This is a genomic window from Streptomyces sp. NPDC059866, from assembly GCF_042731325.1.
GTDB classification, from domain to species: domain Bacteria; phylum Actinomycetota; class Actinomycetes; order Streptomycetales; family Streptomycetaceae; genus Streptomyces; species Streptomyces flavusporus.
The window spans coordinates 193,613-218,730 of record NZ_JBHWJT010000018.1 but is presented as its reverse complement, the minus strand read 5'-3'; the positions used below and the strand labels follow the sequence as shown (position 1 = coordinate 218,730).

25 protein-coding genes and 2 pseudogenes are annotated in these 25,118 nt (G+C 68.9%); 15 read left to right on the top strand and 12 right to left on the bottom strand.

The features are described from left to right. The coding region (locus tag ACFV7R_RS27785) for a transposase (RefSeq protein ID WP_385268174.1) at positions 1-480 on the top strand (480 nt) is incomplete at its 5' end. Between the two features lie 99 nt (positions 481-579). On the opposite strand, the gene ACFV7R_RS27780 is transcribed toward ACFV7R_RS27785, so the two are convergent. Continuing rightward, positions 580-1,239 (bottom strand): DUF1707 domain-containing protein, encoded by a 660-nt coding sequence (locus tag ACFV7R_RS27780; RefSeq protein WP_385268172.1) that lies wholly within the window; start codon positions 1,237-1,239, stop codon positions 580-582. 474 nt (positions 1,240-1,713) lie between these two features. Between ACFV7R_RS27780 and ACFV7R_RS27775 the strand changes: the two genes are divergently transcribed. From ACFV7R_RS27775 to fmdA, 7 genes and pseudogenes are all read left to right on the top strand, one after another. After that, positions 1,714-4,434 carry a SpoIIE family protein phosphatase gene (locus ACFV7R_RS27775; RefSeq protein WP_385268198.1) on the top strand — a complete coding sequence of 907 codons (2,721 nt, stop codon included), beginning with the start codon at positions 1,714-1,716 and terminating at the stop codon, positions 4,432-4,434. Between the two features lie 198 nt (positions 4,435-4,632). After that, the gene (locus tag ACFV7R_RS27770) at positions 4,633-5,175 is read left to right on the top strand and encodes a GNAT family N-acetyltransferase (RefSeq protein WP_385268170.1); all 543 of its coding nucleotides are present in this window, start codon (positions 4,633-4,635) and stop codon (positions 5,173-5,175) included. Positions 5,176-5,227: 52 nt separating this feature from the next. After that, a pseudogene (locus tag ACFV7R_RS27765) lies at positions 5,228-5,452 on the top strand (transposase); the annotation flags it as partial. Positions 5,453-6,065: 613 nt separating this feature from the next. Then, positions 6,066-6,494, top strand: coding sequence for a hypothetical protein (locus ACFV7R_RS27760; RefSeq protein WP_385268168.1), 429 nt, complete (start codon positions 6,066-6,068; stop codon positions 6,492-6,494). A 676-nt stretch (positions 6,495-7,170) separates the two neighbouring features. After that, positions 7,171-7,449, top strand: a complete 279-nt coding sequence (locus ACFV7R_RS27755) for an FmdB family zinc ribbon protein (RefSeq protein WP_385268166.1) — start codon at positions 7,171-7,173, stop codon at positions 7,447-7,449. 177 nt (positions 7,450-7,626) lie between these two features. After that, positions 7,627-8,280: an AmiS/UreI family transporter gene (locus tag ACFV7R_RS27750; RefSeq protein ID WP_385268165.1), complete on the top strand. Its 654-nt coding sequence runs from the start codon at positions 7,627-7,629 to the stop codon at positions 8,278-8,280. 186 nt (positions 8,281-8,466) lie between these two features. Further along, positions 8,467-9,714, top strand: coding sequence for a formamidase (gene fmdA, locus ACFV7R_RS27745; protein ID WP_385268163.1), 1,248 nt, complete (start codon positions 8,467-8,469; stop codon positions 9,712-9,714). A 168-nt stretch (positions 9,715-9,882) separates the two neighbouring features. Here the strand turns inward: fmdA and ACFV7R_RS27740 are convergent, their stop codons facing one another. Continuing rightward, entirely contained in the window at positions 9,883-10,194 is a 312-nt protein-coding gene (locus ACFV7R_RS27740; protein ID WP_385268161.1) for a hypothetical protein, read from the bottom strand. Between the two features lie 435 nt (positions 10,195-10,629). On the opposite strand from ACFV7R_RS27740, the gene ACFV7R_RS27735 reads away from it, so the two are divergent. Further along, positions 10,630-12,384: an FAD-dependent oxidoreductase gene (locus ACFV7R_RS27735; protein WP_385268159.1), complete on the top strand. Its 1,755-nt coding sequence runs from the start codon at positions 10,630-10,632 to the stop codon at positions 12,382-12,384. Here ACFV7R_RS27735 and ACFV7R_RS27730 read toward each other — a convergent pair. The 3 genes from ACFV7R_RS27730 to ACFV7R_RS27720 all read right to left on the bottom strand — a co-directional run bounded on the left by ACFV7R_RS27730 (position 12,348) and on the right by ACFV7R_RS27720 (position 13,607). Then, on the bottom strand, positions 12,348-12,572 hold the full coding sequence (locus tag ACFV7R_RS27730) for a YceI family protein (protein ID WP_385268157.1): 225 nt from the start codon (positions 12,570-12,572) through the stop codon (positions 12,348-12,350). The two genes, ACFV7R_RS27735 and ACFV7R_RS27730, sit on opposite strands and share 37 nt — an antisense overlap. A 155-nt stretch (positions 12,573-12,727) precedes the next feature. Next, positions 12,728-12,925 carry a hypothetical protein gene (locus ACFV7R_RS27725; protein ID WP_385268155.1) on the bottom strand — a complete coding sequence of 66 codons (198 nt, stop codon included), beginning with the start codon at positions 12,923-12,925 and terminating at the stop codon, positions 12,728-12,730. 64 nt (positions 12,926-12,989) lie between these two features. Beyond that, on the bottom strand, positions 12,990-13,607 hold the full coding sequence (locus ACFV7R_RS27720; RefSeq protein ID WP_385268153.1) for a TOPRIM nucleotidyl transferase/hydrolase domain-containing protein: 618 nt from the start codon (positions 13,605-13,607) through the stop codon (positions 12,990-12,992). A 173-nt stretch (positions 13,608-13,780) separates the two neighbouring features. Between ACFV7R_RS27720 and ACFV7R_RS27715 the strand changes: the two genes are divergently transcribed. Together ACFV7R_RS27715 and ACFV7R_RS27710 are read left to right on the top strand one after the other, a co-directional pair. Next, positions 13,781-14,278 carry a DUF2975 domain-containing protein gene (locus ACFV7R_RS27715; RefSeq protein WP_385268151.1) on the top strand — a complete coding sequence of 166 codons (498 nt, stop codon included), beginning with the start codon at positions 13,781-13,783 and terminating at the stop codon, positions 14,276-14,278. Continuing rightward, positions 14,278-14,499, top strand: a complete 222-nt coding sequence (locus tag ACFV7R_RS27710; protein WP_224738923.1) for a helix-turn-helix transcriptional regulator — start codon at positions 14,278-14,280, stop codon at positions 14,497-14,499. The genes ACFV7R_RS27715 and ACFV7R_RS27710 overlap by 1 nt, the downstream gene beginning before the upstream one ends. A gap of 19 nt (positions 14,500-14,518) precedes the next feature. Here the strand turns inward: ACFV7R_RS27710 and ACFV7R_RS27705 are convergent, their stop codons facing one another. Then, on the bottom strand, positions 14,519-14,968 hold the full coding sequence (locus tag ACFV7R_RS27705) for an OsmC family protein (RefSeq protein ID WP_385268149.1): 450 nt from the start codon (positions 14,966-14,968) through the stop codon (positions 14,519-14,521). 165 nt (positions 14,969-15,133) lie between these two features. Beyond that, positions 15,134-16,039 (bottom strand): NmrA family NAD(P)-binding protein, encoded by a 906-nt coding sequence (locus ACFV7R_RS27700; protein ID WP_385268147.1) that lies wholly within the window; start codon positions 16,037-16,039, stop codon positions 15,134-15,136. 211 nt (positions 16,040-16,250) lie between these two features. On the opposite strand from ACFV7R_RS27700, the pseudogene ACFV7R_RS27695 reads away from it, so the two are divergent. Further along, positions 16,251-16,454, top strand: a pseudogene (locus ACFV7R_RS27695) (hypothetical protein); the annotation flags it as partial. Here the strand turns inward: ACFV7R_RS27695 and ACFV7R_RS27690 are convergent. Next, entirely contained in the window at positions 16,424-16,576 is a 153-nt protein-coding gene (locus ACFV7R_RS27690; protein WP_385268145.1) for a DUF6207 family protein, read from the bottom strand. The pseudogene ACFV7R_RS27695 and the gene ACFV7R_RS27690 overlap by 31 nt on opposite strands. A 587-nt stretch (positions 16,577-17,163) precedes the next feature. On the opposite strand from ACFV7R_RS27690, the gene ACFV7R_RS27685 reads away from it, so the two are divergent. Beyond that, positions 17,164-18,330: an alkaline phosphatase PhoX gene (locus ACFV7R_RS27685; protein WP_385268143.1), complete on the top strand. Its 1,167-nt coding sequence runs from the start codon at positions 17,164-17,166 to the stop codon at positions 18,328-18,330. Positions 18,331-18,650: 320 nt separating this feature from the next. Here the strand turns inward: ACFV7R_RS27685 and ACFV7R_RS27680 are convergent, their stop codons facing one another. Beyond that, positions 18,651-20,147, bottom strand: coding sequence for an FAD-dependent monooxygenase (locus tag ACFV7R_RS27680; RefSeq protein ID WP_385268141.1), 1,497 nt, complete (start codon positions 20,145-20,147; stop codon positions 18,651-18,653). An 88-nt stretch (positions 20,148-20,235) separates the two neighbouring features. Between ACFV7R_RS27680 and ACFV7R_RS27675 the strand changes: the two genes are divergently transcribed. After that, the gene (locus ACFV7R_RS27675) at positions 20,236-20,880 is read left to right on the top strand and encodes a TetR/AcrR family transcriptional regulator (RefSeq protein ID WP_385268139.1); all 645 of its coding nucleotides are present in this window, start codon (positions 20,236-20,238) and stop codon (positions 20,878-20,880) included. Between the two features lie 414 nt (positions 20,881-21,294). On the opposite strand, the gene ACFV7R_RS27670 is transcribed toward ACFV7R_RS27675, so the two are convergent. Next, a complete protein-coding gene (locus ACFV7R_RS27670) occupies positions 21,295-22,248 on the bottom strand; it encodes a TIGR01777 family oxidoreductase (RefSeq protein WP_385268137.1) in 954 nt (317 codons plus the stop codon). 135 nt (positions 22,249-22,383) lie between these two features. On the opposite strand from ACFV7R_RS27670, the gene ACFV7R_RS27665 reads away from it, so the two are divergent. Further along, positions 22,384-22,989: a hypothetical protein gene (locus tag ACFV7R_RS27665; protein WP_385268135.1), complete on the top strand. Its 606-nt coding sequence runs from the start codon at positions 22,384-22,386 to the stop codon at positions 22,987-22,989. A gap of 97 nt (positions 22,990-23,086) precedes the next feature. Here ACFV7R_RS27665 and ACFV7R_RS27660 read toward each other — a convergent pair whose 3' ends face one another. Continuing rightward, on the bottom strand, positions 23,087-23,707 hold the full coding sequence (locus ACFV7R_RS27660) for a class I SAM-dependent methyltransferase (protein WP_385268133.1): 621 nt from the start codon (positions 23,705-23,707) through the stop codon (positions 23,087-23,089). A 265-nt stretch (positions 23,708-23,972) separates the two neighbouring features. Beyond that, positions 23,973-25,103, bottom strand: a complete 1,131-nt coding sequence (locus ACFV7R_RS27655; RefSeq protein ID WP_385268131.1) for a site-2 protease family protein — start codon at positions 25,101-25,103, stop codon at positions 23,973-23,975. Positions 25,104-25,118: the final 15 nt, after the last annotated feature.

Below are 25,118 nucleotides of genomic sequence, written 5' to 3'. Positions count from 1 at the left end.
CGCCGGCTTCGGACCGGCCTCGGCTCGATCCGGTCGCCCGCCCCGGTACTCAAACCGCAGCAGATCACCAATTGGATCATGTGGAATCCCCAGCATCTGCAGGCTGATGAAGAGCGCCAACTGGCCGGAGTGCTCGCCCGTTGCCCGGAGTTGACTGCCACGCGCAACCACGTGCATGCCTTCGCGCGGATGCTCTGCGACCTCCGCGGAGACAATCTCCCTGCATGGACAGACGCCGTCCACACCGACGACCTGCCAGCCCTGCACGCCTTTGCCGACGGCCTTCGGCGCGATCAGAGAGCTGTCATGGCGGGCCTTGCACTGCCCTGGAGTTCCGGCGCTGTCGAAGGCCACATCAACCGGATCAAGATGCTCAAACGACAGATGTATGGCAGAGCCGGTTTCGCCCTCCTCCGCAAACGCGTCCTCCTGGCCCAACGAAGTGACGTCCGGTCACCCCATCACGAAAATCTTGACTGAGCCTCTCGATGACATCGCACCGCTCCCGCACTTGGGCACCGAAAGGCGGTACACCCCTGGTTCGGTTCAATGGCGACTCCCACGGCCGCAACGATGGAGTCAATCGCCTGCAGAAAGGGATGCGGGCCTGCGCAGCAGCCACTGCCCGAACGTCCGACGCGGGGGCCGCACCACCACGCGGCCGTGGGCCTTCTGACCGACCAGCTCCACTCGCAGAGTGACCGGCGTATCAGGACCCGTCGGAGCCTGACGGTACTTGACCCTGCTGTGTACCAGCCGCAGATCATCAGTATCGACCACGATGCCCGGCCTCGTGACCAGCGTCAGGGTCTTCCCCGCCATGTCCACGTCGATCCGCAAGGTGTCGTGCGTGATCACGGCGTCAGTGAAGTCAAGCGTCACCTCACACCAGTACACCGCGAGCTCCAGCCGCCGCGGCACCACCCAGCGCCCCACGCGCTCGACCGCGCCGCTGTGGACCTGTTCGATCCGAACTACGTCCTTGACCTCTGCTCCAGTCGCGCCGACCGTAGCCGATACGGGCGGCAGGTCAACGGTGAGCGCGGCCAGTTCGCTCAGAGTCCGCGCCGACAGGGCAGCCTCCAGGCGCTCGTCCAACTCGTCCGCGGTCAGCAGGCCGTCCCCCGCCGCGATACGCAGCACATCCACCACCCGGTCCCGGTCCGCATGAGAGGCCCGAAGCTCGGGCGACGAGCCGGAGCCGGAGCCCTTCCCGGTGGGCGAAATCTCTCCCGACATGCTTCCGTCCTGGTCCTGTCGAACGTCTCCGCGCGACGCAGGCAGCGACGCAAGCAGAAGACTAACGCTATATCGCGACATGGATCCCGGCCGGGCCCGATCACGGAGAGGCGATGGTCAGCATCGATTACGGCGGGGTCGCTGGGGACGGTGATGCCGTTCAGGAGCCGGACCACGGTGCCGTCGGCCGTCAGCAGGCAGATCCAGGTGCCCGCGGCCGCGATCCAGTGACCCGGACGGTCGGCCACGGGCGCCGCGTCGCCGAGGGCGAGGCGAGTGGGTCACTCCGGTGGAGCCCGACGCTTGGGCATCCCCGGGAGGGCGAGGTCACGTGGCGTGGGACGGCCGTCGCGCCCTGCGACGCCCTGCTCCGGTTCCAACTCGAGCAGGGCCATAGCCATGGGGACGTTCTTCATGTAGGAATAGGGCCCAGTGAACGTTTTTCACCGTTTTCGTGGCATATCCCCGCGGCTTCTGGTTGGCAGAAGTCCGCGAAGCGTCGCTGGCCAGGTGTTTCTCCTGCAGGTGGCGCTGATAGCGCTGCTGGTGGTGGGTGCCGTGGTGGCGCAGGTGCTGCAGTCGCAGCGGGCCGGCAGCGCGGAGGCCGAGCGCCGCTCCGTTGCCGTCGCCCAGACCTTCGCCCACTCCCCCGGCATCCTGTCCGCGCTGCGGGCCCCGGAGCCGTCGAAGGTGCTGCAGCCGCTCAGTGAGGCGGGCCGGAAGTCGGCCGGCGTCGACTTCATCGTCGTCATGGACACCCACGGCATCCGGTACACCCATCCCCAGCCGGACCGGATCGGCAAGCGCTTCGTGGGCCGGATCGACCCGTCGCTGGCGGGCCGCGTCCATACCGAGAGCGTCCACGGGCCGCTGGGCCACGAGGTGCAGGCCACCGTCCCGGTCAACGACGGCGACGGCAAGGTGGTGGCGCTGGTCTCCGCCGGGCTGAAGGTCAAGACTGTCGCCAGCCACGCGGAGCGGCAGCTGCCCCTCATCCTGAGCGCCGGAGCGGCCGGCCTGGTGGTGACCACAGCCGGAACGGCGCTGGTCGGCAGGCGGCTGCAGCGGCAGACGCACAACCTGCGCCCGGACGAGATGGCGCGGATGTACAAGCATCACGACGTGGTCCTGCACTCCGTGCGCGAAGGTGTGCTCATCGTGAGCGCGGACGCTCGGCTGCTGCTGGCGAACGACGAGGCCTCGCAGCTCCTCGACCTGCCCCAGGGCGCCGAGGGCAGGCCGGTGGCGGAGCTGCCGGGCCTCACCAGCGGCATTCGGGAACTGCTGACCTCCGGACGCAAGGCCACTGACGAGGTGCATGTCGCCGGGGAGCGCCTGCTCGCAGTCAACCAGAGGCCCGCCGGACCCGACGGCTGCGCCGGCAGCACGGTGATGACCTTGCGCGATTCCACCGAGCTGCGGGCGCTGTCCGGCCGGGCCGAGATGGCCCGCGAGCGCCTGAAACTGCTGTACGACGCAGGACTCGGTATCGGCACCAGCCTCGATGTGACGCGTACGGCCGAGGAGCTGGCCCACATCGCTGTTCCCCGGTTCGCCGACTTTGTGACCGTGGACCTGGTCGACGCAGTGCTGCACGGCGAGGATCCGGTCGATGAGGGATCGGATATGCGGCGCACCGCCGTCAAGGGCATCCTGAAGGATCATCCCTTCTGCGAGGTCGGCTGCCTGATCGACTTCATTCCCTCAACACCGCACGCCCGCGGCCTGGGCACGGGCCGTTCGGAGCTCGTGTCCGATCTGGGCACCGCCACGGGGCTCCATCTGCAGGCCCCCGAGAGGCTGAAGAGGATCCAGGCATGCGGTATCCACTCCCTGGTCTCCGTCCCGATCCAAGCCCGCGGCGTCATGCTCGGCGTGGCGACCTTCTGGCGCTCCCGCAAGCCCGAGCCCTTCGACGAGGAGGAGCTGTCCCTGGCCGAAGAACTGGTCGCTCGCGCCGCGCTCAGCATCGACAACGCCCGCCGCTTCACCCGCGAGCACACCCTCGCCGTCGCCCTCCAGCGCAGTCTGCTCCCGCGCGCGCTGCCCGAGCAGAACGCATTTGAGGTCGCCTTCCGCTACCTGCCCGCCCAGTCGGGCGTCAGCGGCGACTGGTTCGACGTCATCCCCCTGCCCGGCGGCCGGGTGGCGCTGGTTGTCGGCGACGTCGTAGGCCACGGTCTGCACGCGGCGGCCACGATGGGCCGGCTGCGCACCGCCGTGCACAACTTCTCAACCCTCGACCTACCCCCTGACGACCTGCTGAGCCGTCTCGACGATCTGGTCAGCCGTATCGACCAGGACGAGTCGGATTCGGACCGCGACTCCAGCGTCATCGGCGCCACCTGCCTCTATGCCATTTACGACCCGGTCGAGCGCCGCTGCGTCATGGCACGTGCCGGACACCTGGCCCCCGCCCTGGTGAGCCCCGACGGCGACGTGACGTTCGCCGACGTGCCGACGGGCCTGCCGCTGGGCCTTGGCGGCATGCCGTTCCAGACTGCCGAACTCCAACTGGCGGAAGGCACCCAGATCGTCTTCTACACCGACGGGCTCATCGAGGACCGCGCGCGGGATCTCGACGTCGGCATGGACATGCTGCGCGAGGCCCTCGCCCGGCACCCCGACCGCTCTCCCGACCAACACTGCCAGGCCGTGGTGGACGAACTCCTCCACGGGCGTCCCAAGGACGACATCGCAGTCCTCGTCGCCCGCACGCTCGCCACACCGGCTGACCGGGTCGCGGACTGGGACGTGCCCTGCGACCCCGCCGCCGTTGCCGGAATGCGCGCCGCTGTGTCACAGAAGCTGGAGGAGTGGGGCCTGTCCGACCTCGCCTTCGGCATGGAACTCGTGCTCAGCGAGCTGATCACCAACGCCATCCGCCACGGTTCGCCGCCCATCCACGTGCGCCTTCTGCGCGACCGCACCCTGACCTGCGAGGTGTCCGACGGCAGCAGCACTTCGCCGCATCTGCGGTACGCCGCCACCACCGATGAGGGCGGCCGCGGACTGTTCCTGGTCGCCCAGGTGGCCGACCGCTGGGGTACTCGGTACACCCCGCGGGGCAAGGTCATCTGGGCCGAGCAGGCCATAGCTGCCCATGACGCGCCACCGGCGTACCAAGCCCGGCCTCCCGCGCAGCGGCAACCAGGCCGTACGGTGCACGAGGACGATGCGCGCAGCGCACTGTGAGCCGCGACCGTTCCCCTTGCTGCTCCGGCCCGCCGCCGTGGCCTCCAGCGTGCCGCCGAGGACGGCGTTCAGGAGTCCTTTGCTGGAGGTGTTCACCATGGACGTCACACTGCCCTTGCCGTCAACCGTGGCGAAGGCGCCCGGACCTCTGACTTTATTGGTTTGCCGCCGGCCAGCCTGGTTGGATAAGAAGCTCGCATGCTAAGGGGCAGCAAGGTCGGGCTGAGGGCCCGGCACGAGGACGACATCCCGGTCCTGCGGGCCGAGCTCTACGACGACGTGGTCAACGCCTCGCGGGCCGAGGGCCGGCCGTGGCGGCCGATCACGCCAGGTTCGAAGGACTCGCGGCTCGTGGTGGACGACAAGGAGGAGGGGCTCGTCCCCTTCTCCGTGGTGGAGCTGGACGGCGGCACGCTGGTCGGCACCGCGACGCTGTGGGGCATCGACAATCACAACCGGTCCGCGCACATCGGGTTGGGGCTGCTGCCGTCCTCCCGTGGCAAGGGCTACGGCACCGACGTGGTCGCGGTGCTGTGCCACTACGGTTTCGTCGTGCGCGGCCTGCAGCGGCTGCAGATCGAGACGCTGTCGGACAACGCCGCGATGCTGCGCTCCGCCGAGCGCAACGGCTTCGTCCGCGAGGGCGTGCTGCGCTCCTCGGCCTGGGTGATGGGCGAGTTCCTGGACGAGGTGCTGCTCGGGCTCCTCGTCCAGGACTGGAAACCGGCCTCGAAGGGCTAGCCTCGCGCTTTCACGCGGCAGGGCATCCAGCGGGTGACCAGAAACGCGAAGAGTGCTGCTGCTGGTGGAGACGGTCCGCAAGGCCGGCCTGGGTCAGGCGATATCGGTGGCGTTGGCGCCGTGGCGCAAGCCGCGGGCGGTGCATGATCCGGGCAAAGGCCTGCTTGATGTGGCGCTCGCGGTCGCGCTGGGCGGAGACTGCCCGGCAGACGTGGGCGTGCTGCGAGCCGAGCCGGCGGTGTTCGGGCCGGTGGTCTCCGATCCGACGGTGTCCCGACCCCCGGCTGACCAGCAACTTCCCGTCCCCACGAGCAGCACCGCCCGACCGGAGCTGTGGAACCCGGCGTCCACCCGACGCGACAGCCGGGCCACCAGCCTGCCCACCTGCACGAATCTCCGCCCCGAACGAGCCGAAAGGGACCGTCAGCAAGCTGGACCCTCATGCAAGATCGAGGTCAGGACGGGCTGGTTCCGTCCACCAGGCCCGCCCGGGAAATGAGCCACCGACCGACACCGCGGGTGGAGCTGCGATGCGTTGAATGAGCAGACCGTCGTCGCTCCCGGGACCGGCACCCTCGGCATCGTCATCCCCTCCCTGAGGCCCCGACACCCCCGCCTCGGCCGGGAAAACAGAGACACGGCACTTGTGAGCTAGTTCACCACTAAACGACTGGACTGATAAGAATCGCAGACTTTAACCTCCTTGGAAGCATACAAGCCTTATAGGCGATTTCCGCAGCGCGGCGGATCGGCCACGAAACAGGAACGGGTCAACCGGCGACCTGTCGGACAGCCGCCCGTCCAGAGACTTCAGCGCTCATGAGGAAGATGCGGCGTACCTCCACACGTCGGCATCACCAGTGGGCAACTCGAGCCCGGAAGGTGGACAAGTGAGCGAAGACGCCGTATGGGTCAGAGGCGTGACCGGCATCCAACTGCATCACGTCACCGATCTCCAGGACGCTCGACGGTTCCTGGGCAACGCTGTCATGGCCCTGAGCGCCGCCCATGTGAGAACCGGCGACGCCAGGTTCTCCGGTCTCGCCGACCAGCTCAAAGGCATGGTCGCCGAAACACACGCCCTGGAGGGCGAGGCCCGAGAGAGCATGCATCGGCTGCACTCCACGGATCCCGAACGGTTTGTCCGCTGCCGGGAGGGCGAAGAACCCTGGCCGGACGAACTCCAGGGGGGCTTCATCCCCCGCCACACCTGCCAGGACAAGTGCCTCTACCACGACCACGAGGTGTTGGACGGCATCCTGCAGTGCACCTGCGGCCGACCCCCGTGCCGCGCGTGCGCGATAGCGGGCTCGCCCTGACACGTACGCCGGGGCACGGCATCCGGCCAGGTCGTATGGGGCTGCCGCTGCCCAGGCGGCGATGGTCCCGCCGGCTCCCATCCTGTACGTCGGCCGTGTATGAGCGAGCCCCGTCCCGGATCCCGCAAGCCTGCCGTCCTCCACGATGAGGTACTCCTGACGGATCGGGCAGTTGTCGAACCAGCGCTCCAGGCTCTCCCGGACGACGTCACCGTCGTAGCCCGCCAGATGACCGCTCTCCAAAGCGCGTGCCACGGCGTCCCGGTCGAAGATCAGCGCGGCTGTAGGTGATCTCCGCAACGGTGATGTCGTGAAGTCGAGATCCTGAGGGTGGGCGCCCTCCCCTCCGTTCCCTCGCCGGAGGCCGGCACGCAGACGTCAGGCCGCGCCGCACATCGAACCACTCCCCTGACCGGCTGAATCACCGCGTGGGCAACGCCCCGACCGCGTCGGGGAATTCAGCGGACACGGCACATGCACCACCGCCGCGCGGCCTGGGTGCCCGCGTCGTGTCCGGCCCCTTTCGCACGGCAGCCCAGGGCGGCGCCCAGAGCATTTTCGACTCGCCTTGACACGCCGTCCTCCGAGGCGTTGCCTGGAATTGAGAGATCGCGACCAGATCCGCGCGCATGGCCTGGGCTGGGCTGGAAGCGCGGCCAGCTGGAGATGACTCCTCATGGCGACCTACGAGTACTCCTGCAATCGGTGCGGATCGTTCGACGTACAGCTGCCGATCGGCACCGCGCCCGCCGAGCGGGACTGCCCGCAGTGCTCGAATACGGCACGGCGTGTGTACTCGTCGCCCGCGACCGCCTTCAGGTCGCCTGCCGTCGCAGGCCTGCGCGAGCAAGAGGAGAAGTCCCGGGAAAACCCCGCGGTGGTCACGCGGGTGCCTCCCGAGGCTGCTGCGCGGAGACCGGTCCATCCGGCGGTCGCCCGGCTTCCTCGGCCCTGAGAGGGAAATCGCGCACCGGCCGGATCGGTCGGTACGCCCGTTTCGGGAGGGCGCGGGGCGGCCTCGACCGTACCGCCTCGAAGCACTGCGCGGAATCGCACACAACTGCTTTTCGGTCGCATGACCGCCCGGCGGGCGCATCGCTCGCGAGAGCGGAATATCGGGAGGTGTGTCCCCTTGGCCAACGTCGGACTTCTCTTCGTTGGCGCGGTGCTGTTCCTGAACGGGTTGATGCTGCTGGGCAAGGTGGACAGCCGGGCAGCCGCCATATTCAACCTGTTCGTGGGCGGGCTTCAGGTCGTGACACCCACCTATCTCATCATCGCCGCAAATCAGGATCCCGACCGAATTCTGCTGGCATCGGGGATCTTCCTCTTCGGTTTCACGTACCTGTATGTGGGAGTGGGACTGCTCATGGGGCTCGACACGACGGGCGTGGGCTATTACTCGCTGTTCGTGTCGATCGTGGCCCTGGGTTATTCCTTCGTCAGCTTCCGGCAGTTCGGCGATCAGCCGTTCGGAGTGATATGGCTCTACTGGGCCTTCCTCTGGTTCCTCTTCTTCCTGCTACTGGGACTGAAACTGGAGGCGCTGACGCCCTACGTCGGCTGGGTGACCGCGATAGAAGGCTGGGTGACCGGCGTCATACCAGCATTCCTGCTGCTGTCCGGTTACTGGGTTGCCGAGAACTTCTATGAGATCGCGATCGCGCTGGGCGCGTTTGGCGTGCTGGTCTTCGCCGCGCTGTGGTTCGTGCTCCGCCGGAGGGGGCCCGGCAGGCCTGCCGAGGAGTACGGCGCTCCGAGCTACCCGGCGGGCAGCCCCGGCTAGCGGTTCCGCCTGGCCGGACGATCGCCGCCGACACCGACACTCGTCGCTCCGAGCGCAGGAGGTGGTTGAGGGAGACGCAAGAAGAGGCATGAGGGGCTACCCGGGGCATCCCCGGTGCTGGGGCCCCGGCGCCCCCGGGCGCTACGTCGCACCCCTTCACCGGTACAGAGAATATGAGGAGTTCACATGCCTGAAGTAATCTTCAGCGTCGACCAGTCCCGGTCGATGCGCGACCAGACTGTACCTGGACACAACAGGTGGCATCCTGACGTCCCGATCGTCGCGATGGTCCGCCCGGGGGACGAGTTCCGCGTCGAATGCCGCGAATGGACCGACGCGCAGATCGGCAACAACGACTCTGCCAATGACGTGCGCGATGTCGACTTGAAGGCCACACACATGCTCAGTGGGCCGATAGGCGTCGAAGGCGCGGAGCCGGGCGACCTGCTTGTCGTGGACATCCTCGACCTCGGGCCGGTACCGCAGCAAGTCGGGGACGCGCCGGGTCAGGGCTGGGGATATACGGGCGTCTTCGCCAAGGCCAACGGTGGAGGCTTCCTGACGGACTACTTCCCGGACGCTTACAAGGCGATATGGGACTTCCACGGGCAAGTGGCGACGTCCAGGCACCTGCCCGGTGTCCACTTCACCGGCATCACCCACCCCGGTCTCTTCGGCACAGCCCCCTCAGCGGAGCTGCTGGAGAGGTGGAACAGGCGCGAGCAGGCCCTGATCGACACGGACCCCGACCGGATCCCGCCTCTGGGACTCACGCCCGACCCCGATCAGTCCCTCGTCGGCAAGGCGACCGGATCGGAAGCCGAAAGCATCGCCCAGACAGGAGCGCGCACCGTTCCCGCACGGGAGAACGGCGGCAACCACGACATCAAGAACTTCACTCGCGGATCGCGCGTCTTCTACCCCGTGCACGTCAAGGACGCCAAGCTGTCGGGCGGTGATCTGCACTTCAGCCAGGGAGACGGTGAGATCACCTTCTGCGGCGCCATCGAGATGGGCGGCTACATCGACTTCCACGTCGATCTGATCAAGGGTGGCATGGAGAAGTACGGCATCAGCACCAACCCCGTCTTCATGCCGGGCAATGTCGAACCGCGGTACTCGGAGTTCCTTTCCTTCATCGGGATCTCCGTGGACCACGACACCGACACCAACTACTACATGGACGCGACGGTCGCCTACCGCCGCGCCTGCCTCAACGCCGTCGAGTACCTGAAGAGGTTCGGCTACACCGGAGAGCAGGCCTACTTGCTCCTCGGCGCAGCCCCCATCGAGGGACGCATCAGCGGGATCGTCGACATCCCCAACGCCTGCTGCTCCCTCTACCTCCCGACCGGAATCTTCGACTTCGACGTCCGTCCCACCGCGGAGGGACCGAAGACCGCCGACCGCGGTCAGTGCGCGGTGTCCAGCTGAGGCCGACGGCTCACCCCTGACCGGGGACCCCGCCGCCGGACCTTCTCCGGACCGCACCAGCCGCCCGGAGGCCGGGTCCCGCCTGGAAAAGCCGCGGTTGGCGCTCAGCGCCTGTGCCGAGGCGGCGGGCCGGCCTCGGGGCTGTAGGGGGACGGCTGCCGCACGGCCTCAAGGCAAGGTCCACACGAGTACGCCGTCGGCCGCATCCCTCCCTTCACGGCCGATCGTCAAGGCTTCCTCACACCTGCCCAACTCCCGCAATCCGGAGGTCAGTTCGCTCAGCACGCGCGCGCCCGCACCAGCGGCACGCGCCCCCAGCTCCCGCAACGACATGGCCCGCAGCAGCCCGGCGTACCCGTCATAGGCGGCCACGGACTCCTCCGTACGGCCGAGGGCCACCCACACCAACGCGTACGTACGCAGCGCGCCCGGCAGACCACCCAGCGCCGGCTCCCGGCGCACGGGATGAGACGGCGGCACGCCGCCACACACTCCCGCGCCGACGCCAGCGCCTCGTCGAGCCGCCCCAGCTCGAACTGCGCCCGTCCCCGAAGGTGCGGCAGGAACGCCCGCCGTGCCGGCAACCACCGTGCGCTTGATACGGCCGGCGACGCCTTCGACGATGCCACTGGAGCAGGGCAATGGTCAGCCGACGGTTGTTACGGCCTCGAGGTCTTCGACGGCGGTCGCGCGTGTACGTGCGGACAGGCTTGCGGTCCATCCGCAGGGTCGGAGCAGTGCGCGCGACAGGTGGAGAGGCCCTTCGTGCGTGCGAGGCTCGTGCAGACCAAGTGCGGCACCAAGCCCACTGATTCACCGATGTGCGGAAGATGCGAACATGGCGAGCCCAGCGTTCCGATCTTGCGGGTGCCCCCCTAGCGTCCCGGCGACGACGCCGCCGAGGGGGAGGATGCGATGCCGGGACGCAGGCAGGTACTGGGCTGGGGTGGATCGCTGGCGGCAGCCGGAGCGTTCGGACTCCGGCCTGCGAAGGCGACCGCGGCACAGCGGACCCGAACGAGAGCGGCTGTACTCGGCGGTGGTATCGGCGGCCTGACCGCGGCCCACGAGCTCGCCGAGCGAGGCTTCGACGTCACCGTGTACGACCGGCGAGCGGAGTGGGGCGGTAAGGCGCGCAGCCTGCCGGTGACCGGCACGGCCACCGGTGGCCGCCGCGACCTGCCCGGTGAACACGGCCATCGAGGCTTCTTCGGCTTCTACACCAACCTTCCGGACACCATGCGGCGCATCCCCTTCGGCGACCGGACACACGGCGTCTGGGACAACCTCGTCACCGTCCCCTACTTCGCGTTCAACAGAGAGAACGGCAAGGGCGACCTCTACCTCCCCACGATCCCGCCCGACACCCGCACCCTCGACCCCGCCACCCTCCCCCTCGTGATCGAGGGCTTGTTGCGCACCATGCCCCAGCTCCTCCCCCACGAGTGCGTGCTGCTCGGCCGGAAACTCGCCATCCTCATGACGAGCTGCGACGAGCGCCAGTTCGGGCAGTGGGAGCACACCGGCTGGCTCGACTTCATCGAATACGAGGGCAAGTCGGACTTCTACCAGGTGATGTGGGGCGGCTCGGCGAAGGTCATCGAGGCTCTGCGGCCGGAGACCGCCAGCACCCGGACCTGCGGACAGGGCATCTCGAAGATCCTCTACTCCATGCTCGGGATGGGGCCCGACGGCCCCTTCGACCGGATCCTCGACGGCCCCACCAGCGAACGCTTCATCGACCCGTGGGTGCGGCACCTCACATCGCTGGGCGTCCGCTTCGTCACCGGGCATCTCGTCGAAGCCCTCGAACTGGGCTCCGACGGGCGCATCACGGCCGCTCACGCCCGCACCGCGGCCGGTCCCGCACGGATCGACGCCGACTGGTATGTGGCCGCTCTCCCCGTGGACCGTGTACGGCAGTTGTGGTCTCCCGAGATCCGGGCGGCCGATCCTCAACTCGCCAAGATGGACCGACTGCGCACCACGTGGTGCCAGGGCATCATGTACTACCTCAAGGAGACCTTCCGCGGCCCCGTCTCCCACCTCGCCCTCATGGACTCCCCGTGGGCACTGGCCCCGGTCGGGCAGTCCCGCTTCTGGTCCGATCCCTTCACCGAGACCTGGGGCGACGGCACGGCCGCCGAATCCCTCTCCGTCGTCATCTCCGACTGGGACACACCCGGCCCCCTCTACGGCAGACCGGCCAAGGAATGCACCCCGAAGGAGATCTCGGAGGAGGTCTGGGCGCAGATGAAGGCAGGCCTCGAGGACAACGGCGATGTCATCCTCCCCGACGGCATCGTCCATTCCTGGTTCCTCGACCCGGCCGTCACCCAGGCCGCCGTCGGCAGGCTCGAGAACGACGACACCTACTTCCTCAACGACGTCTCCTCCTGGCACCTGCGATCCGAAGCCGTCACCGCCATCCCCAACCTCTTCCTCGCCGGTGACCACGTGCGCGCCCACAGCAACCTCGACTTCACATCCATGGAGACCGCCAACGAGACCGGCCGCCGAGCCGCCAACGCCGTGCTGGAGGCCGCCGGTGCCGACGGCGCCGACGAGGTCCGTCTCCTCGGCGGCGTCGAACCACCCGGATTCGCCGAGCTCAAGGCCGCCGACCACATCCGCTACCGGCTGGGCCTGCCGCACGTCCTCGATACCTGAGAGGACGGTTCGTGGAAGCCGACCCGGAACCTGCCCTGTGGATCGTTCTCGGCACCGGTCAGTTCGAAGCCCACGGTGACCTGCTTGGTCACGCCGCGGATGGTCAGGTCACCAGTGACCTTGACGTTGGTCTTGCCAACCTGCTGCACCCCGATCGAGATGAAGCTGATGGTCGGGCGGTTGTCCACGTCCAGGAAGACCTCTTGCTGCGCAGGTGGTCGTCGCGCCTCTGGTTACGGTCCGGATGCTCTTCGCCTGGATCGTGAGCTCGGCGCTCGACCGCGACGGATCGTCGCCGTCCAGGTGCGCCCTGCCCTCGTACTCGTCGAACTGCCCGCGCCGGTCACGATCCGTTCAAGTGCGAGCTGCCGTCGCGCATGAGCCCGGCCTCCGCGATGTATGCACGGCCGACCGCGGTGTCGCCTGCGAGCCGGATCGTGCCCGGGTGCATGGTCTGCACGAAGAGGAACGGCACGGTCGCCCGGCCGAGACCCACCTCGGCGATCATCGGCACCAACGCGTGCCGGCGCTCGCGACGCACCCGCCGCACCTCGCCGAGTCCGGCCTCCGTCGCCGGAGTCCTGACAACGAACGCCCGGCGTCGGTCACAGGCTCGTGAGGAGGTCGTCGAGCGGGGCCGGCGCCTGTTCGGGGTCGAGGGTTTCCACCAGGAGACGGCCGTAGCGGATCTTGCGGCCCTTCTTCGTGCCGAGGAAGCGCCGCAGCTGCTGCTGCCGGGGCCGACCGTGGTGTGCGGGCTGGCGCAGGAAGGTCTGCCAGGCACGCAGGTCGCCCTCCGCCCGGATGATCTCCTCGACCCGCGCCGTGCCCAGCGCACGGATGAGCTCGTCCTCCAGGTCCGCCACGCACACGAAGAAGCCCCGCTGCGGCGCCCGGGCCCGCTTCCAGCCGCAGTCGTAAAAGCTCTGCTCGCCCTCGTCGCACAGTCCCCTCAAGCGCAGGCCAAGACCGGGCGGCCCGAGAAGACCGGCGTAACGGCCGACGCTCATCGCACCGCCCATCGCCACGACGCACACCCCTTCGGCGGCCAGGTCCCGGCCACGCTGGGCGGCCAGCGCCTCGACGGCCGCGAGATCACTCAGTCCTTCCAGCAGCACCGCCGTCCGCACCCCCAGCTGCACAGCCAGATCACCCGCCGCTCCGCCGGGACCGCCGGCCGCCCAGCGGCTGACTGCGTCCCGGAACGCCCCCATGTCTGCCATGGAGCGAGTCTGCACCTTCAGCGACCGGCACGGCACGGAATATTCGGCGGCCCTGCTCGACATGCCCGGCGCCCTTGCCGTCTGTACCGGCGTCCCACCTCGTCGGCCCACCCCTTGCCGCATCTATCGAATATCGATAGATTCCCATCGTTGCTCGATCGTAGGGAGAGGTAATGGGAAAGCTGACGGTGCTTGCGCTGCGCGCCGTGCTGGTGGTGCTGCTCGCCGGCTCGGTGTTCGTGCAGGCGGTGATGGTGCCGCTGCTGGCTGTCGACCTGCAGGATCTCGACGCGGACATCGCACACGTGCGCACTCCGACCCTCGTGATCGCGGTGCTGGGGATGGTGACGGTCCAGGTCGTCCTGGTCTGCGTGTGGCGACTGGTGACGATGGTTCGACGGGGAACGGTGTTCTCCCACGCGGCCTTCCGGTACGTGCACTTCGTGATCGGCGCGATGGTGACGGCCGCGCTCCTGGTGTTCGCGCTCGGTGCGGTCCTGGCGCCGGGTGAGGCCGTGCCCCCGGGCATGGTGCTCCTGCTGGGCGGGGCCGCCCTGGCGGTCCTGGGGGTCGCGCTGATCGTGCTCGTGCTGCGGATGCTGCTCGCCCAGGCCGTCGCGCGTGACATCGAGGCGGCGCAGATGCAGGCCGAGCTGGCTGAGGTGATCTGATGCCGATCGCCGTCGACATCGACGTGATGCTGGCCAAACGGAAGATGTCCGTGGGCGAACTCGCGGAACGCGTCGGGATCACACCCGCCAACCTGGCGGTGCTCAAGAACGGCCGCGCCAAGGCGGTGCGCTTCACGACGCTCGCCGCGCTCTGCGAGGTGCTCGAGTGCCAGCCGGGAGACCTGCTGCGCTGGGAGGCCGAGGAAGCAGCGGACGGGTGACGCCTGCCGCCGGCGAGACTCAGCTTGGTTGCGTCCTGTTGATCGTCGCGGTCACGGGCGTGCCGATCTCGAGCGTGCGGCTGACCGTACAGAGACGGTCATGGGAGGTCTTGACCGCGCGGGGAAGAATCGCGCGGGCGCGATCCGCACCCTCACCGTCCGGGAAGGCGACGGTGAAGGTGACCATGAGGTTGGTCATGCGGTTGCCGAGCTCGTCACTGATCTTGTCGCCGGTCACCGCGACGGAGAACCCGATGGGCTCCGCGTGGCGGCTGGTGGAGATATCGACGTCCGCGGCCGTGCAGCCCCCGATCGCGGCGAGCAACAGCTCGACCGGGGTGAACTCGGTCTCCCGGCCGGCATCGGAGGCCGTACCGAAACTGATCGATCCGCCGCGGGCGTTGGTCGCGACGAAGTGGCCTGTGCTGGTTCGCTCGACGACGACGGAACGCTCGGAGTTTTCGCTCATGCCGTCGACAGTAGTGCACAGAGCGTCGGGACCGCGGAGGTCGACCGGAGCGGGTGCGGGCACAGTGTGCTGTACGCCGACCACGAGGCCGCACTTCCCTGGCCGCCACGCGAGCCGCACTCGAACGAGCCACTCGTCGGCGTTGTACGTGTCGGCCGGTGCGGCTCAGCCCAGGTAGAAGTCCTTGCGAGCGGCCACGAACGCCTCGACCGATCGAGCAGGTACGCCCGTGACGTGCTGTACGTCGTCCGTCGCGCGGTCGTAGCGGTTCTCGCGGTGCAGTCGGGCCATGGTGGCGATGTGCTCCTCGGTGTGCGACGGCAGGCCCACCTTGGCGAGGACTTCGGCCCGCCACCGGTCCAGCGGCACGTCCACATAGGACACCGGAGAGCCCAACGCCCGCGAGAACTCCTCGGCCATCTCCGTCATGTCGACCGTGCGCGGGCCGGTGAGCTCGTAGACGTGTCCGATGTGTGGGGCCGGGTCGCGCAGCACGGTGGCGACCACTCGGGCGACGTCCTCCACAGCGACCGGCGAGGTGCGCCCGGTGCCGAACGGCAGCGCGATCGTGCCGTTCTCCCGGATCGAGCGGGCCGGCAGCGTGGTGAACAGTGGGTTGTCCAGGAAAGACGTCGGCCGGATGTGTACCACCGGCAGGCCCGACCAGTTCAGTACCTGTTCCGCCAGCCAGTGCAGGCGCTGCTGGTGCGACTCCGCAGTGCTGGTGGCGGTCATCTGCGACACCGTCATCTGGGACATGCTCACCAGGGCGTCCAGGTTTCCGTGCTCGCGCGCCACGCTGGCCACCACGGTGGCTGCCAGCAGATGGTCCGGCGATACGGGCATCGCGAAGTACATCCTGCCGACGCCTTCCAGCGCGGCCGCGACGCTCTCGGGCCGGGTCAGATCGCCGAGGACGACCTCCGCGCCGAGCCCACGCAGCTCAGCGGCACGATCGTCGTCGCGGCGCACCATCGCACGTACGGGCACGTCCTGCGCGCGCAGTTGCTCAAGGACCGTGCGGCCCACGCCACCGGCGTTGCCGAGGAGAACTGGGTTGCTGGCGACCATCGGTTGGCCTCCTTGGCCGAGTCGGGGTGATCACACGTGCGCGCCCCGTGCCGTGGGGTGCGCCACCGGTCTCGGGGAAGGTTGACCCGGCGGCACCGGACGCAGTAAGCGGGCGGGCCGAAGGCCGGCGCTGCCTCTGCGTCTTCCGAGCGAGGAGTTCCGCTTGGCCCGGGACCCGGAGAGGGGGCCGCACCAGCGTGACACTTGCCGGATGGCCGTGCCCCCGAAGGCGACCGGAGATCGCCCCATCAGCCTAGAAGGGCCAGCAGTCCACAGCACCGCGGAACGGGGCCCGAGTTCCCCTCCGGGCCCCGTCCTCGAGATCGTGGTCGGCGTGGTCCTTGGTCCGGCGGTGCTGAATCTGGTGCAGCCGGACGCCACCGTTCAGGCGTTGTCGATCATTGCACTGAGCTTCCTCGTGTTCCTTGCCGGGCCGGAGATGTCCTGGGCAGAGATGTCCTGGACAGTCCCGTCGTCCGCGCCCTCCACGTCGATGACGAGGAGGTCGGGTTCGGCCACATGCGTTTCCTGGAGCATGCAGTGAGGCCTGGCCCGTCACCACGGGGGGAGTGACGGACCAGGCCTGAGTCCACGGTGCCACAGCCGCCTCTGGTGTGCTCGTCCTCCGGGCAAAGTCGTCGAAGGCAGCGCGACTCGTGACGGGGTGGGGACGGTGTTGCAGGTGGGCCCGCAGCATTGCGAATACGGCGGGCGCCTACGCGCGGGATCGGTCCCGGACGGCGAAGCAGTCGGTGTGCAGCCGGTCGGCGTCGGCCTCCTCCAGCCGGGCCGGTGCCACCCGGATGGCGTCGCCGCATCAGAGGAGGAGATCGGCGCGGCGGCTTGACGACATCCCACAGCATCCGTGAGCGGATTCGCCAACGGCCCGGCCTCCTTGGCCCGCTTCCCCTCAAGGATCTGCACCAGTTGGTCCGGGGGAATTCCCTGATGGTTCATTTGATGACTGACTGATCGTTTCTGCGTCAAAACTACTCACCAGTTGTCCGGGAGGAGTTGGTCCAAGGAATCCTTACCGCCCCCTGCCAGGGGCCCTAGGGTCCCCGGTGACCAGTCGGCGGCGCTCAACGAGCCATCGTTCGCCCTTCTTCGACGAAGGAGTACCTGTGGAACGTCGCAGCTTTCTGCGTGGTGCAGTGATCGGCACCTCGGCTGCCGTCTTCGGCGGCACCCTCATGCACGGCGCCGCCTACGCGGCCCCGGCCCAGAACGGCACCAGCCCCTACGGTGGCCTGCTGGCCGCCGACGCCAACGGGATCATGCTGCCCAACGGCTTCACCAGCAGAGTCATCGCCCGCTCCAGCCAGACGGTCCCCGGCACCTCCTACACCTGGCACGGCGCCCCCGACGGCGGCGCCTGCTTCGCCGACGGCACGGGCTGGATCTACGTCTCCAACTCCGAACTCGGCACCGGCGGCGGCGCGAGCGCCGTCAAGTTCAACTCCTCGGGCACCGTCACCGGCGCCTATCGCATCCTGTCCAACACCCGCACCAACTGCGCGGGCGGCGCCACCCCGTGGAACACCTGGCTCTCCTGCGAGGAGGTCAGCCGCGGCTACGTCTACGAGACCGATCCCTGGGGCGCGAACGCCGCCATCCGCCGCGACGCGATGGGCCGTTTCAAGCACGAGGCGGCCGCCGCCGACCCGGTACGCAAGGTGATCTACCTGACCGAGGACGAGTCGGACGGCTGCTTCTACCGGTTCATCCCCACCACCTGGGGCAACCTGGCCTCCGGCACCCTCCAGGTACTGGTCGCCGGCACCGGCACCTCCGGCTCCTTCACCTGGACGAACGTGCCCGACCCGGACGGCTCCCCCACCTACACCCGCGACCAGGTCTCCGGCGCAAAGATCTTCAACGGCGGCGAGGGCTGCCACTACGCGAGCGACACCGTCTGGTTCACCACCAAGGGCGACAACCGCGTCTGGCAGCTCAACCTGCTCAACAGCACCTACGAGCTCGCCTACGACGACAGCCTGGTCACCAACGGCACCGCACCGCTGACCGGCGTCGACAACGTCACCGGCAGCTCCTCCGGCGACCTGTTCGTCGCCGAGGACGGCGGCAACATGGAGATCTGCATCATCACTCCCAACGACATCGTCGCCCCCTTCCTGCGCATCACCGGCCAGTCCGGCTCCGAAATCACCGGCCCCGCCTTCTCCCCCGACGGCAAGCGGCTGTACTTCTCCAGCCAGCGCGGCACGTCCGGCAGTTCCTCCGGCGGCATCACCTACGAGGTCACCGGGCCGTTCCGCACCACCGCCTGAGCGCAATCCCGTAACCACACTCACCCGGCAGGTCGCCACTCGTCTGTCTGCGGCGCCCGGAGGAACACCGGGCGCCGTCGGGCCAGTGAGCGGAAAGGCCCAACCGGCCGAACTGGTCACTCGGCGGCCGATGCCGAACCGACCAGCTCGGACCGCACGGCCCGGTCCCCTCCGCCGGACCGGCTCGAGGAGTTCGGCATCCGGCCCTTCGCTCCCGTGATGACCGGCAACGGCACCTCGAGACGGCGCAGTTGATCGTCGGTGAAGACCGGCAGCCGGTCACGCCGCCGCCGCGGTGTGCAGCTCCGTGGACAGGAGGCTCAGTGCGCCTCCGTCAGGTTGCCGGCGATTGCGGAGAGCAGGGTTTTACCGCAGGCGGCGGGGTGGTCCGCAGCCCAGCAGACGTAGCCGTCGGGACGGAAGAGCAGGACGGCAGCGCCCACACCGTCGGTGCAGGTGGCACGGACGAGGTCGACTCGTTCCGGGAGCCGGAGATCGGCCGGGACGGCTCCCTCCAGATCGAGCAGTACGGCGTGCCCCGCGCCGAACAGCGCCGACAGCCGGGTGGGGCCGGCTGGGGTGACCAGGTCGATGTCCGGGATCCGCTGTCCGGTGAGCGGATGCTCGCCGGGCAGCTCGTAGCGCAGCGACAGGCCGGACAGCAGTCCTGCGAGATGACGGTTGGTGTCGGGCAGGCGCATCAGGTCGATGAAGATGTCGCGCAGGGCGGCCACGTCCTCGCTCGGGTGCGGGTCGGCCAGGACCCGCTGTGCCGATGTGTGGTGCAGCACCTGGGCTCCGACCGGATGCCGCTCGGTGTGGTAACTGTCCAGGAGGCCGCTCGGCGCCCGGTCCTGGACGGCCGCGGCCAGTTTCCAGCCGAGGTTGATCGCGTCCTGGATGCCGAGGTTGAGGCCCTGGCCGCCCAGCGGCGGGTGGATGTGTGCGGCGTCCCCGGCGAACAGGACGCGGCCCGCGCGGTAGTGCTCCAGTTGCCGCGTGGCGTCGGAGAACCGAGAAGAGTTGTCCACCGCGCCCAGGGTGGTCTCCTCGCCGTACACCGCCTGCAGGGCGGCGGTGATCTCCTGGTGGGTGACGGGGGTGTCGCGGTCGATGTCCGCTCGGTCCGCGCGCCCGAAAGTGAACCGGTACCGGTCACCGCCGAGCGGGGCCAGCATGGCCCAGTAGCCGCCACCCTGACGGGTCAGAGTGCTCATGTGCCCCAACTGCTGCGGCACCAGCGACGAAACGGCGGACAGACGGACGTCCGCCAGCACCGCCTGATGGGTCCCGGGCCTGCCGGGAAACGGCAGCCCGAGCAGTTTGCGCACCGTACTGTGGCCGCCGTCGCACGCCGCCAGATAGCGCGCCCGCACCCGCAGGCCGTCCGCCGTCACGGTCACACCGTCGTTGTCCGACTCGACTGCTGAGACCGCGGTGCCGCGCAGAACCCGTGCGCCGCCGGCGGTCGCCCGCTCCTCGAGTACCTCCTCGATCTCCCACTGGGCAATCGCGATCGGAAAAGGGTGCCTGGTCTGCCATGGGGTGCAGTCCAAGGGCACCGGCAGGGTCGCGAAGTGCCCGCCTGCCGGTTCAGTCGGCACGGCCCGCTGCAGCAACGGCTCCAGCAGCCCGCGCGTCTGGAGCAGTTCGGCGGTGCGGGGCTGAATCGCGCCGCCCTTCACCTGCTCGATGCGCTGGGGCAGCTTCTCCACCACCAGGGTCTCGACCCCGGCCAGAGCCAGTTCGCACGCCAGCATCAGCCCGGCCGGGCCGGCGCCCACGACGACGACCTCGGTCTCGATCTCGGCCAACACCTTCACTCCATCCCATCTCTCGCCTTGGAGTAAATGTATACCAGGTGCAGATATCTCCTCGGGGAAACTCCTTGCTACCGTGGGCGTCGTGGACGGCAAGCCAGGACTACGGGAACTCAAGAAGCAGCGGACCCGCGCGGCGATCTCCGAGGCGGCGATCACGCTGTTCCTCGAACACGGCTTCAACCAGGTCTCGGTGGCCCAGGTGGCCGAGGCTGCGGAAGTATCCAAACGCACACTCTTCGCGTACTTCCCGACCAAGGAAGACCTCGTGGTGCATCGTCTCGCCGACCACGAGACCGAAGCCGCCCGGGTGGTGCGGGCCCGCCCGCCTGGCACCGCCCCGCTGACCGCACTGCGCGAGCACTTCCTCACCGGGTTGCGCGAGCGGGACCCGATCAGCGGGCTCAACGACCATCCCCAGGTGCGGAGGGTCCACCGGATGATCCTCGACGCGCCCTCGCTGGTGGCCCGGATGGAAGGGTTCAAGACCGGCGCCGAACGCGCACTCGCCCAGGCGTTGCAGGAAACGGCAGACACTCCGGAACTCACCGCGCGGCTTGCTGCCGTCCAGATCGTCGCGGTGCAGTGGGCGCTGGCACAGGACAACGCCGAACGCCTGGCGTACGGGGAACCCGCCGACGAGCGCTATGCGGGTGCCGTGGAGGACGCCGAGCACGCGTTCACGCTGCTGGAGGACGGACTGCACCACCTGACCGTTCCTGGAGACTGAGTGAGTCCTGTTGCCGGAACTCATGCTCAGTCGAACGCCTCGAACGGTGTGGGGTGTTCTGGTCCACAGCTTTCGCCCGGTGTCCGGCGCACACGGATCGTGTCCGTGGTCCGAGGATGCGGGGGTTTCCCTCACGCCCCGGGGTGCCCGGTCGGGCCCGGACGGTCCGATGCCCCGCAGCATCGCTCTGGCGCTGCGGGGGCGCTGCCGTCCTCCCCCAGTGCCTCAAGAGCCTGGGAGGTACCCCCGGCCGGATCGGGTGTCCCGGGGCGCGCCGGCCGATCGCCATGGCGGCTGCGTCGTGGCGGGTGGGAGTTGGTCTGCGGCGTGGGCGCCGGAACGTTGTCGCCGTAGCGTCGGGCAAGGACGGGCTCCTGACTGTGTGTGCCGGTGCCGGCCGACTCCCCGGACCGCTCAGGTGCGGGATCGCTCCTGACGCACCCACCGCACGAGGTCGGCCGCGGCCTGCGGCCACTCGGGGTGGTCGAACACAAATCCGGCTTCGAGCAGTCGCCCCGGCACCACCCGCCGGCTCTTGAGCAGGAGCTCGGTGTCGGAGCGCAGCACGAAGGCGCCGATCTCGGCCATCCACTTCGCCGCCGGCAGGCCCACAGGGATGCCCCAGGCCCTGCGCAGCGCGCCCATGAACGCCCGCTGCGGCAGGGGGCCGGGGGCCGCGAGATTGACCGGTCCAGCGACATCTTCCCGGTCGATCAGAAACTCCACCGCGCGGACGAAGTCCCGCTCGTGAATCCAGGACACGTACTGCGCGCCGCCCGCGACCGACCCGCCGAGGCCGAGGCGCGCCAGCCACAGCAGGTAGTCGAAGACGCCACCACGATCAGGGCTCATCACCATCGCCGAGCGCAGGGCCACCCTGCGGGTATGCGGCGTCCTGGCCCGCTCCTGCTCCTGCTCCCACTTCTTCGCGATCTCAACGCTGAAGGCCCAGTAGCCGGGAACTCCGGGTTCGGTGCCACCGATCACCCCGGTCGCCTCGTCGTGGGGCTCGTTGAAGCGGTGGGCGTAGATGGTGGCAGTGCTCATCTGCAGCCAGACCCCGGGAGGCCGCCGGGCAGCCGCGATCGCCTCGCCCACCACACGCGTGGAATCCACGCGCGAGTCCATCATCTCGCGGAGGTTGGCCTCGGTGTAGCGACAGCTCACGCTGCGGCCGGCCAGATTGATCACGACGTCACTGCCGTCGATCGTCTCCGTCCAAGCGTCGAGCGTTCTGCCGTCCCACCGGACGTCACGGTCGCCCACCGGCCGTCTGGTCAGAACCACGACCTCATGGCCCTCGGCGGTCAGCACACGATTCAGGATGCCACCCACCTGACCGGTTCCCCCCGCCAGAACTACCTTCACCCAGACCCTCCCTCACACTGTGCACCGAGACCACGGCATGACCGTACCGGTACGCAGGCCAGCCACGTTTCGCTGCTCTCACCGGAATTGCGTGATCAGCGGGGTCGACGGCTGTGGCCGTGGCATCTTGGGCGAATGATGCACAGAGACGAACAGGAGTGGCTGGCAACTCAGCGTCCGTCGCGCGTGCGTGAGGTGCAGGCAGGTCGCCTGGCCTGGACCGAGGTCGACCTGATCGACATCGAGGGCGGGTTCGCGCATCCGTTGCGTGACGGGCTGGAAGTCTTCGGCGTCCACGTGAACTATCTCCGGGTCGGCCAGCCCCGCCATCTGGTGGCGGCACTCGACGGCAGCCGACCGATCGCACCGTATGTGATCGTGTCCTGCCACGGCGACGAGGGACGCATCCTGATGGACGATGTCGCCGAGGAACTGGCCAGATTCCAGCCGTTCAACGGTGCCGTCGGCCCGGACCGAGTACGCGAACATGTCCACCTGCCGGGCAGCGTCACCCTCGTCACCGGCTGCGACACCGGGGAGCCGGCACTCGCCGACGCCTTCCTCGACGCCGGCGCCGGCATGTATATCGCCCCGCGCGGCGCCCCGTTCGGCTATGCGAGCGTCTTCGCCCCGTTGTTCTTCTTCTACGAACTCACCGAGCAGCGCACCCCCATGGAGGCCGTCGAACGCCTGCGCGCGCACGATGACGAACTTGCCATGTGGCAGCTCTATCGACGCTGACCCGCAAGCCCGCGGCCTGTCCGGCCCGGGATGCTTCGGGGAGCTCACGGCAGGGTGAGAGGCGAGTCCGGACGGCGCATCGTGCCCACGTGGACCGTCAGGGTCGGCGTGCCCAGAACAGGGCATGCCCGCCGTCGCCCTCCGGGACGAACTCCTCACGCTCGACTGTCAGGCCGGCCTCGTTGATCCACTCACGGTTGGTGGCGGCGTCCGCGTGACTCCACCACATCGGGGCACCGCCGCCGAGCCAGTTCTCCTCGGTTCCGGTGCAAGCGGTGTATCCCGTGGTGGCCACGAACCAGCCTCCCGGGCGCAGCCACCCGGCGATCTTCCGCAACAGGGGCGGCTGCTCGGCCAGCGGAATGTGTATCAGGGCGAAGAAGGAAACGACCGCGTCGAAGGACGCGGCATCGAAGACTGCCGCCGTGGCATCGGCGTGGACGAACTCCGCCTGAGGAACTTGCTCCCGGGCCCGGCGGATCTGCACCTCGCTGATGTCGATGCCGGTGACCCGGTATCCGGCGGCAGCCAAAGTACGTGCGACCGGCACCCCGCTACCGCAGCCCAGGTCCAGCACCGTGCCACCGGCCGGGATCCGCCGGCACAGGTCACCGAGCAGTGACTGGTACTTCGTCTCGGCACCGTACGCCTCGTCGTAGCGCAGGGACACGGCGTCGTACCCGCGCCGGACGACGTCTTTGGGATCTGTGATGTCCACGCCGAGACGCTAGCCATTGGTCGCAGGCCAGGGCGAACGGATATCCCGGCATGTTCGTTGATCGACGAAGGAAGCAGACGTCGACGTCGGCTCAGTGGGCCGGCCGCGCAGCAGTGGGCGCCGAGCTTGCTGACCCAGGGCCTGTCCCCCGGACTCACGACGACGGCCTTCGTGTTGATCCACTCAGTGCCGGAGCCGAGCGCGGCACCGCGTGGCTGTGCAGGTCGTACACCGACGTCTGCGGCACATCCGCGTACACCGCCGTTCAACGACTGTCCGTCCCGCGCAGTGCGTGGCGCTGGACGATCCGAGAGACGTCACGCATGGTGATGATGCCCACCAGGTTCGGTCCGTCGGTGACGAGGATGCACATGTCACTGACCGGGCGGAGCCTTTCGAGCACGTCGTCCAGGAGGTCGTCCGGCGCGCAGGTCGTGCACTGCGACAGGGGGGTCGCCACGTCACGCACGCGCTGTGTCCCCCGCTGCGGCGCGGGGATCCTCGCGAGCCGCGGCAGGGCGAGCAGGCCGCTGGGGCGCCCTTCGAAGTCGATCAGTGCCAGCATCGAATGGCGGGCGCGCAGGGCCACCTCCTCGACGCAGCGTTCCACGATCCACCAGTCCGGGCAGGTCTCCACCGGACTCGACATGGCATCGGCGGCTCGCACGCCGCGCAGGGCCGGGGCGAGTGCGGCGCGTCGGCGTTCCGCGCCGGCGACGATCAGGACGAACAAGCCGAGGAGCATCAGCCACAGACCGCTCAAGGCGCCGCGCAGGAGGGAGATCCAGCCGACGGCGATCATCAGGATGCCGAGGACCTGGCCGCTGCGTGCGGCTGCTCGTTCGGCCCGGTCGCGGTCGCCGGTACGCCACCACATCAGCGCCTGTACCACCCGCCCTCCGTCCAGCGGTGCGGCCGGCAGCAGATTGAACACGCCCAGGACGAAGTTCACCCACCCGAGCCAGACCAGGACGGCCGACGGCACCACCCAGCCGGACAGCACGTCCAGCCCGATGCCCGCCCCGAGCGCCGCCGCACCGACGACCAGGCTGGTGAGCGGCCCGCTCACGGCCACCAGGAAGGCCGCCCCGGCCGCGCGCGGCTTGCCCATCTCGGTCATCCCGCCCAGTGCCCAGAGCGTGATGCTCTGGACCGGGATGCCCTTCCTCCGCGCCGTGACGGCGTGCGCGGCCTCATGAGCCAGCAGGCTGCCCAGAAGCAGCAGGGCCCCCGCCAGGCCGGCGACGGTGTAGGCGGCGTTCGACTGGTCCGGAGTCCAGGCGGGGAGCGTCTGGCTGCCCAGGCTGTACCCGAAGAGCACCACGAGCAGGGGCACGGTCCAGTGGATGCGCAGCGGCACCCCCAGAACTCGTCCCATCCGTACCGAGCCGTTCATCGCCATCTCCTGCGA

Bases quoted from the DNA above. Each gene is read 5' to 3' on its own strand.
- ACFV7R_RS27780 (WP_385268172.1), bottom strand. From the start codon at position 1,239: ATGTCGGGAGAGATTTCGCCCACCGGGAAGGGCTCCGGCTCCGGCTCG.
- ACFV7R_RS27770 (WP_385268170.1), top strand. From the start codon at position 4,633: ATGCTAAGGGGCAGCAAGGTCGGGCTGAGGGCCCGGCACGAGGACGAC.
- ACFV7R_RS27755 (WP_385268166.1), top strand. From the start codon at position 7,171: ATGGCGACCTACGAGTACTCCTGCAATCGGTGCGGATCGTTCGACGTA.
- fmdA (WP_385268163.1), top strand. From the start codon at position 8,467: ATGCCTGAAGTAATCTTCAGCGTCGACCAGTCCCGGTCGATGCGCGAC.
- ACFV7R_RS27735 (WP_385268159.1), top strand. From the start codon at position 10,630: ATGCCGGGACGCAGGCAGGTACTGGGCTGGGGTGGATCGCTGGCGGCA.
- ACFV7R_RS27720 (WP_385268153.1), bottom strand. From the start codon at position 13,607: ATGGCAGACATGGGGGCGTTCCGGGACGCAGTCAGCCGCTGGGCGGCC.
- ACFV7R_RS27715 (WP_385268151.1), top strand. From the start codon at position 13,781: ATGGGAAAGCTGACGGTGCTTGCGCTGCGCGCCGTGCTGGTGGTGCTG.
- ACFV7R_RS27710 (WP_224738923.1), top strand. From the start codon at position 14,278: ATGCCGATCGCCGTCGACATCGACGTGATGCTGGCCAAACGGAAGATG.
- ACFV7R_RS27705 (WP_385268149.1), bottom strand. From the start codon at position 14,968: ATGAGCGAAAACTCCGAGCGTTCCGTCGTCGTCGAGCGAACCAGCACA.
- ACFV7R_RS27700 (WP_385268147.1), bottom strand. From the start codon at position 16,039: ATGGTCGCCAGCAACCCAGTTCTCCTCGGCAACGCCGGTGGCGTGGGC.
- ACFV7R_RS27690 (WP_385268145.1), bottom strand. From the start codon at position 16,576: ATGCTCCAGGAAACGCATGTGGCCGAACCCGACCTCCTCGTCATCGAC.
- ACFV7R_RS27665 (WP_385268135.1), top strand. From the start codon at position 22,384: ATGATGCACAGAGACGAACAGGAGTGGCTGGCAACTCAGCGTCCGTCG.
- ACFV7R_RS27655 (WP_385268131.1), bottom strand. From the start codon at position 25,103: ATGAACGGCTCGGTACGGATGGGACGAGTTCTGGGGGTGCCGCTGCGC.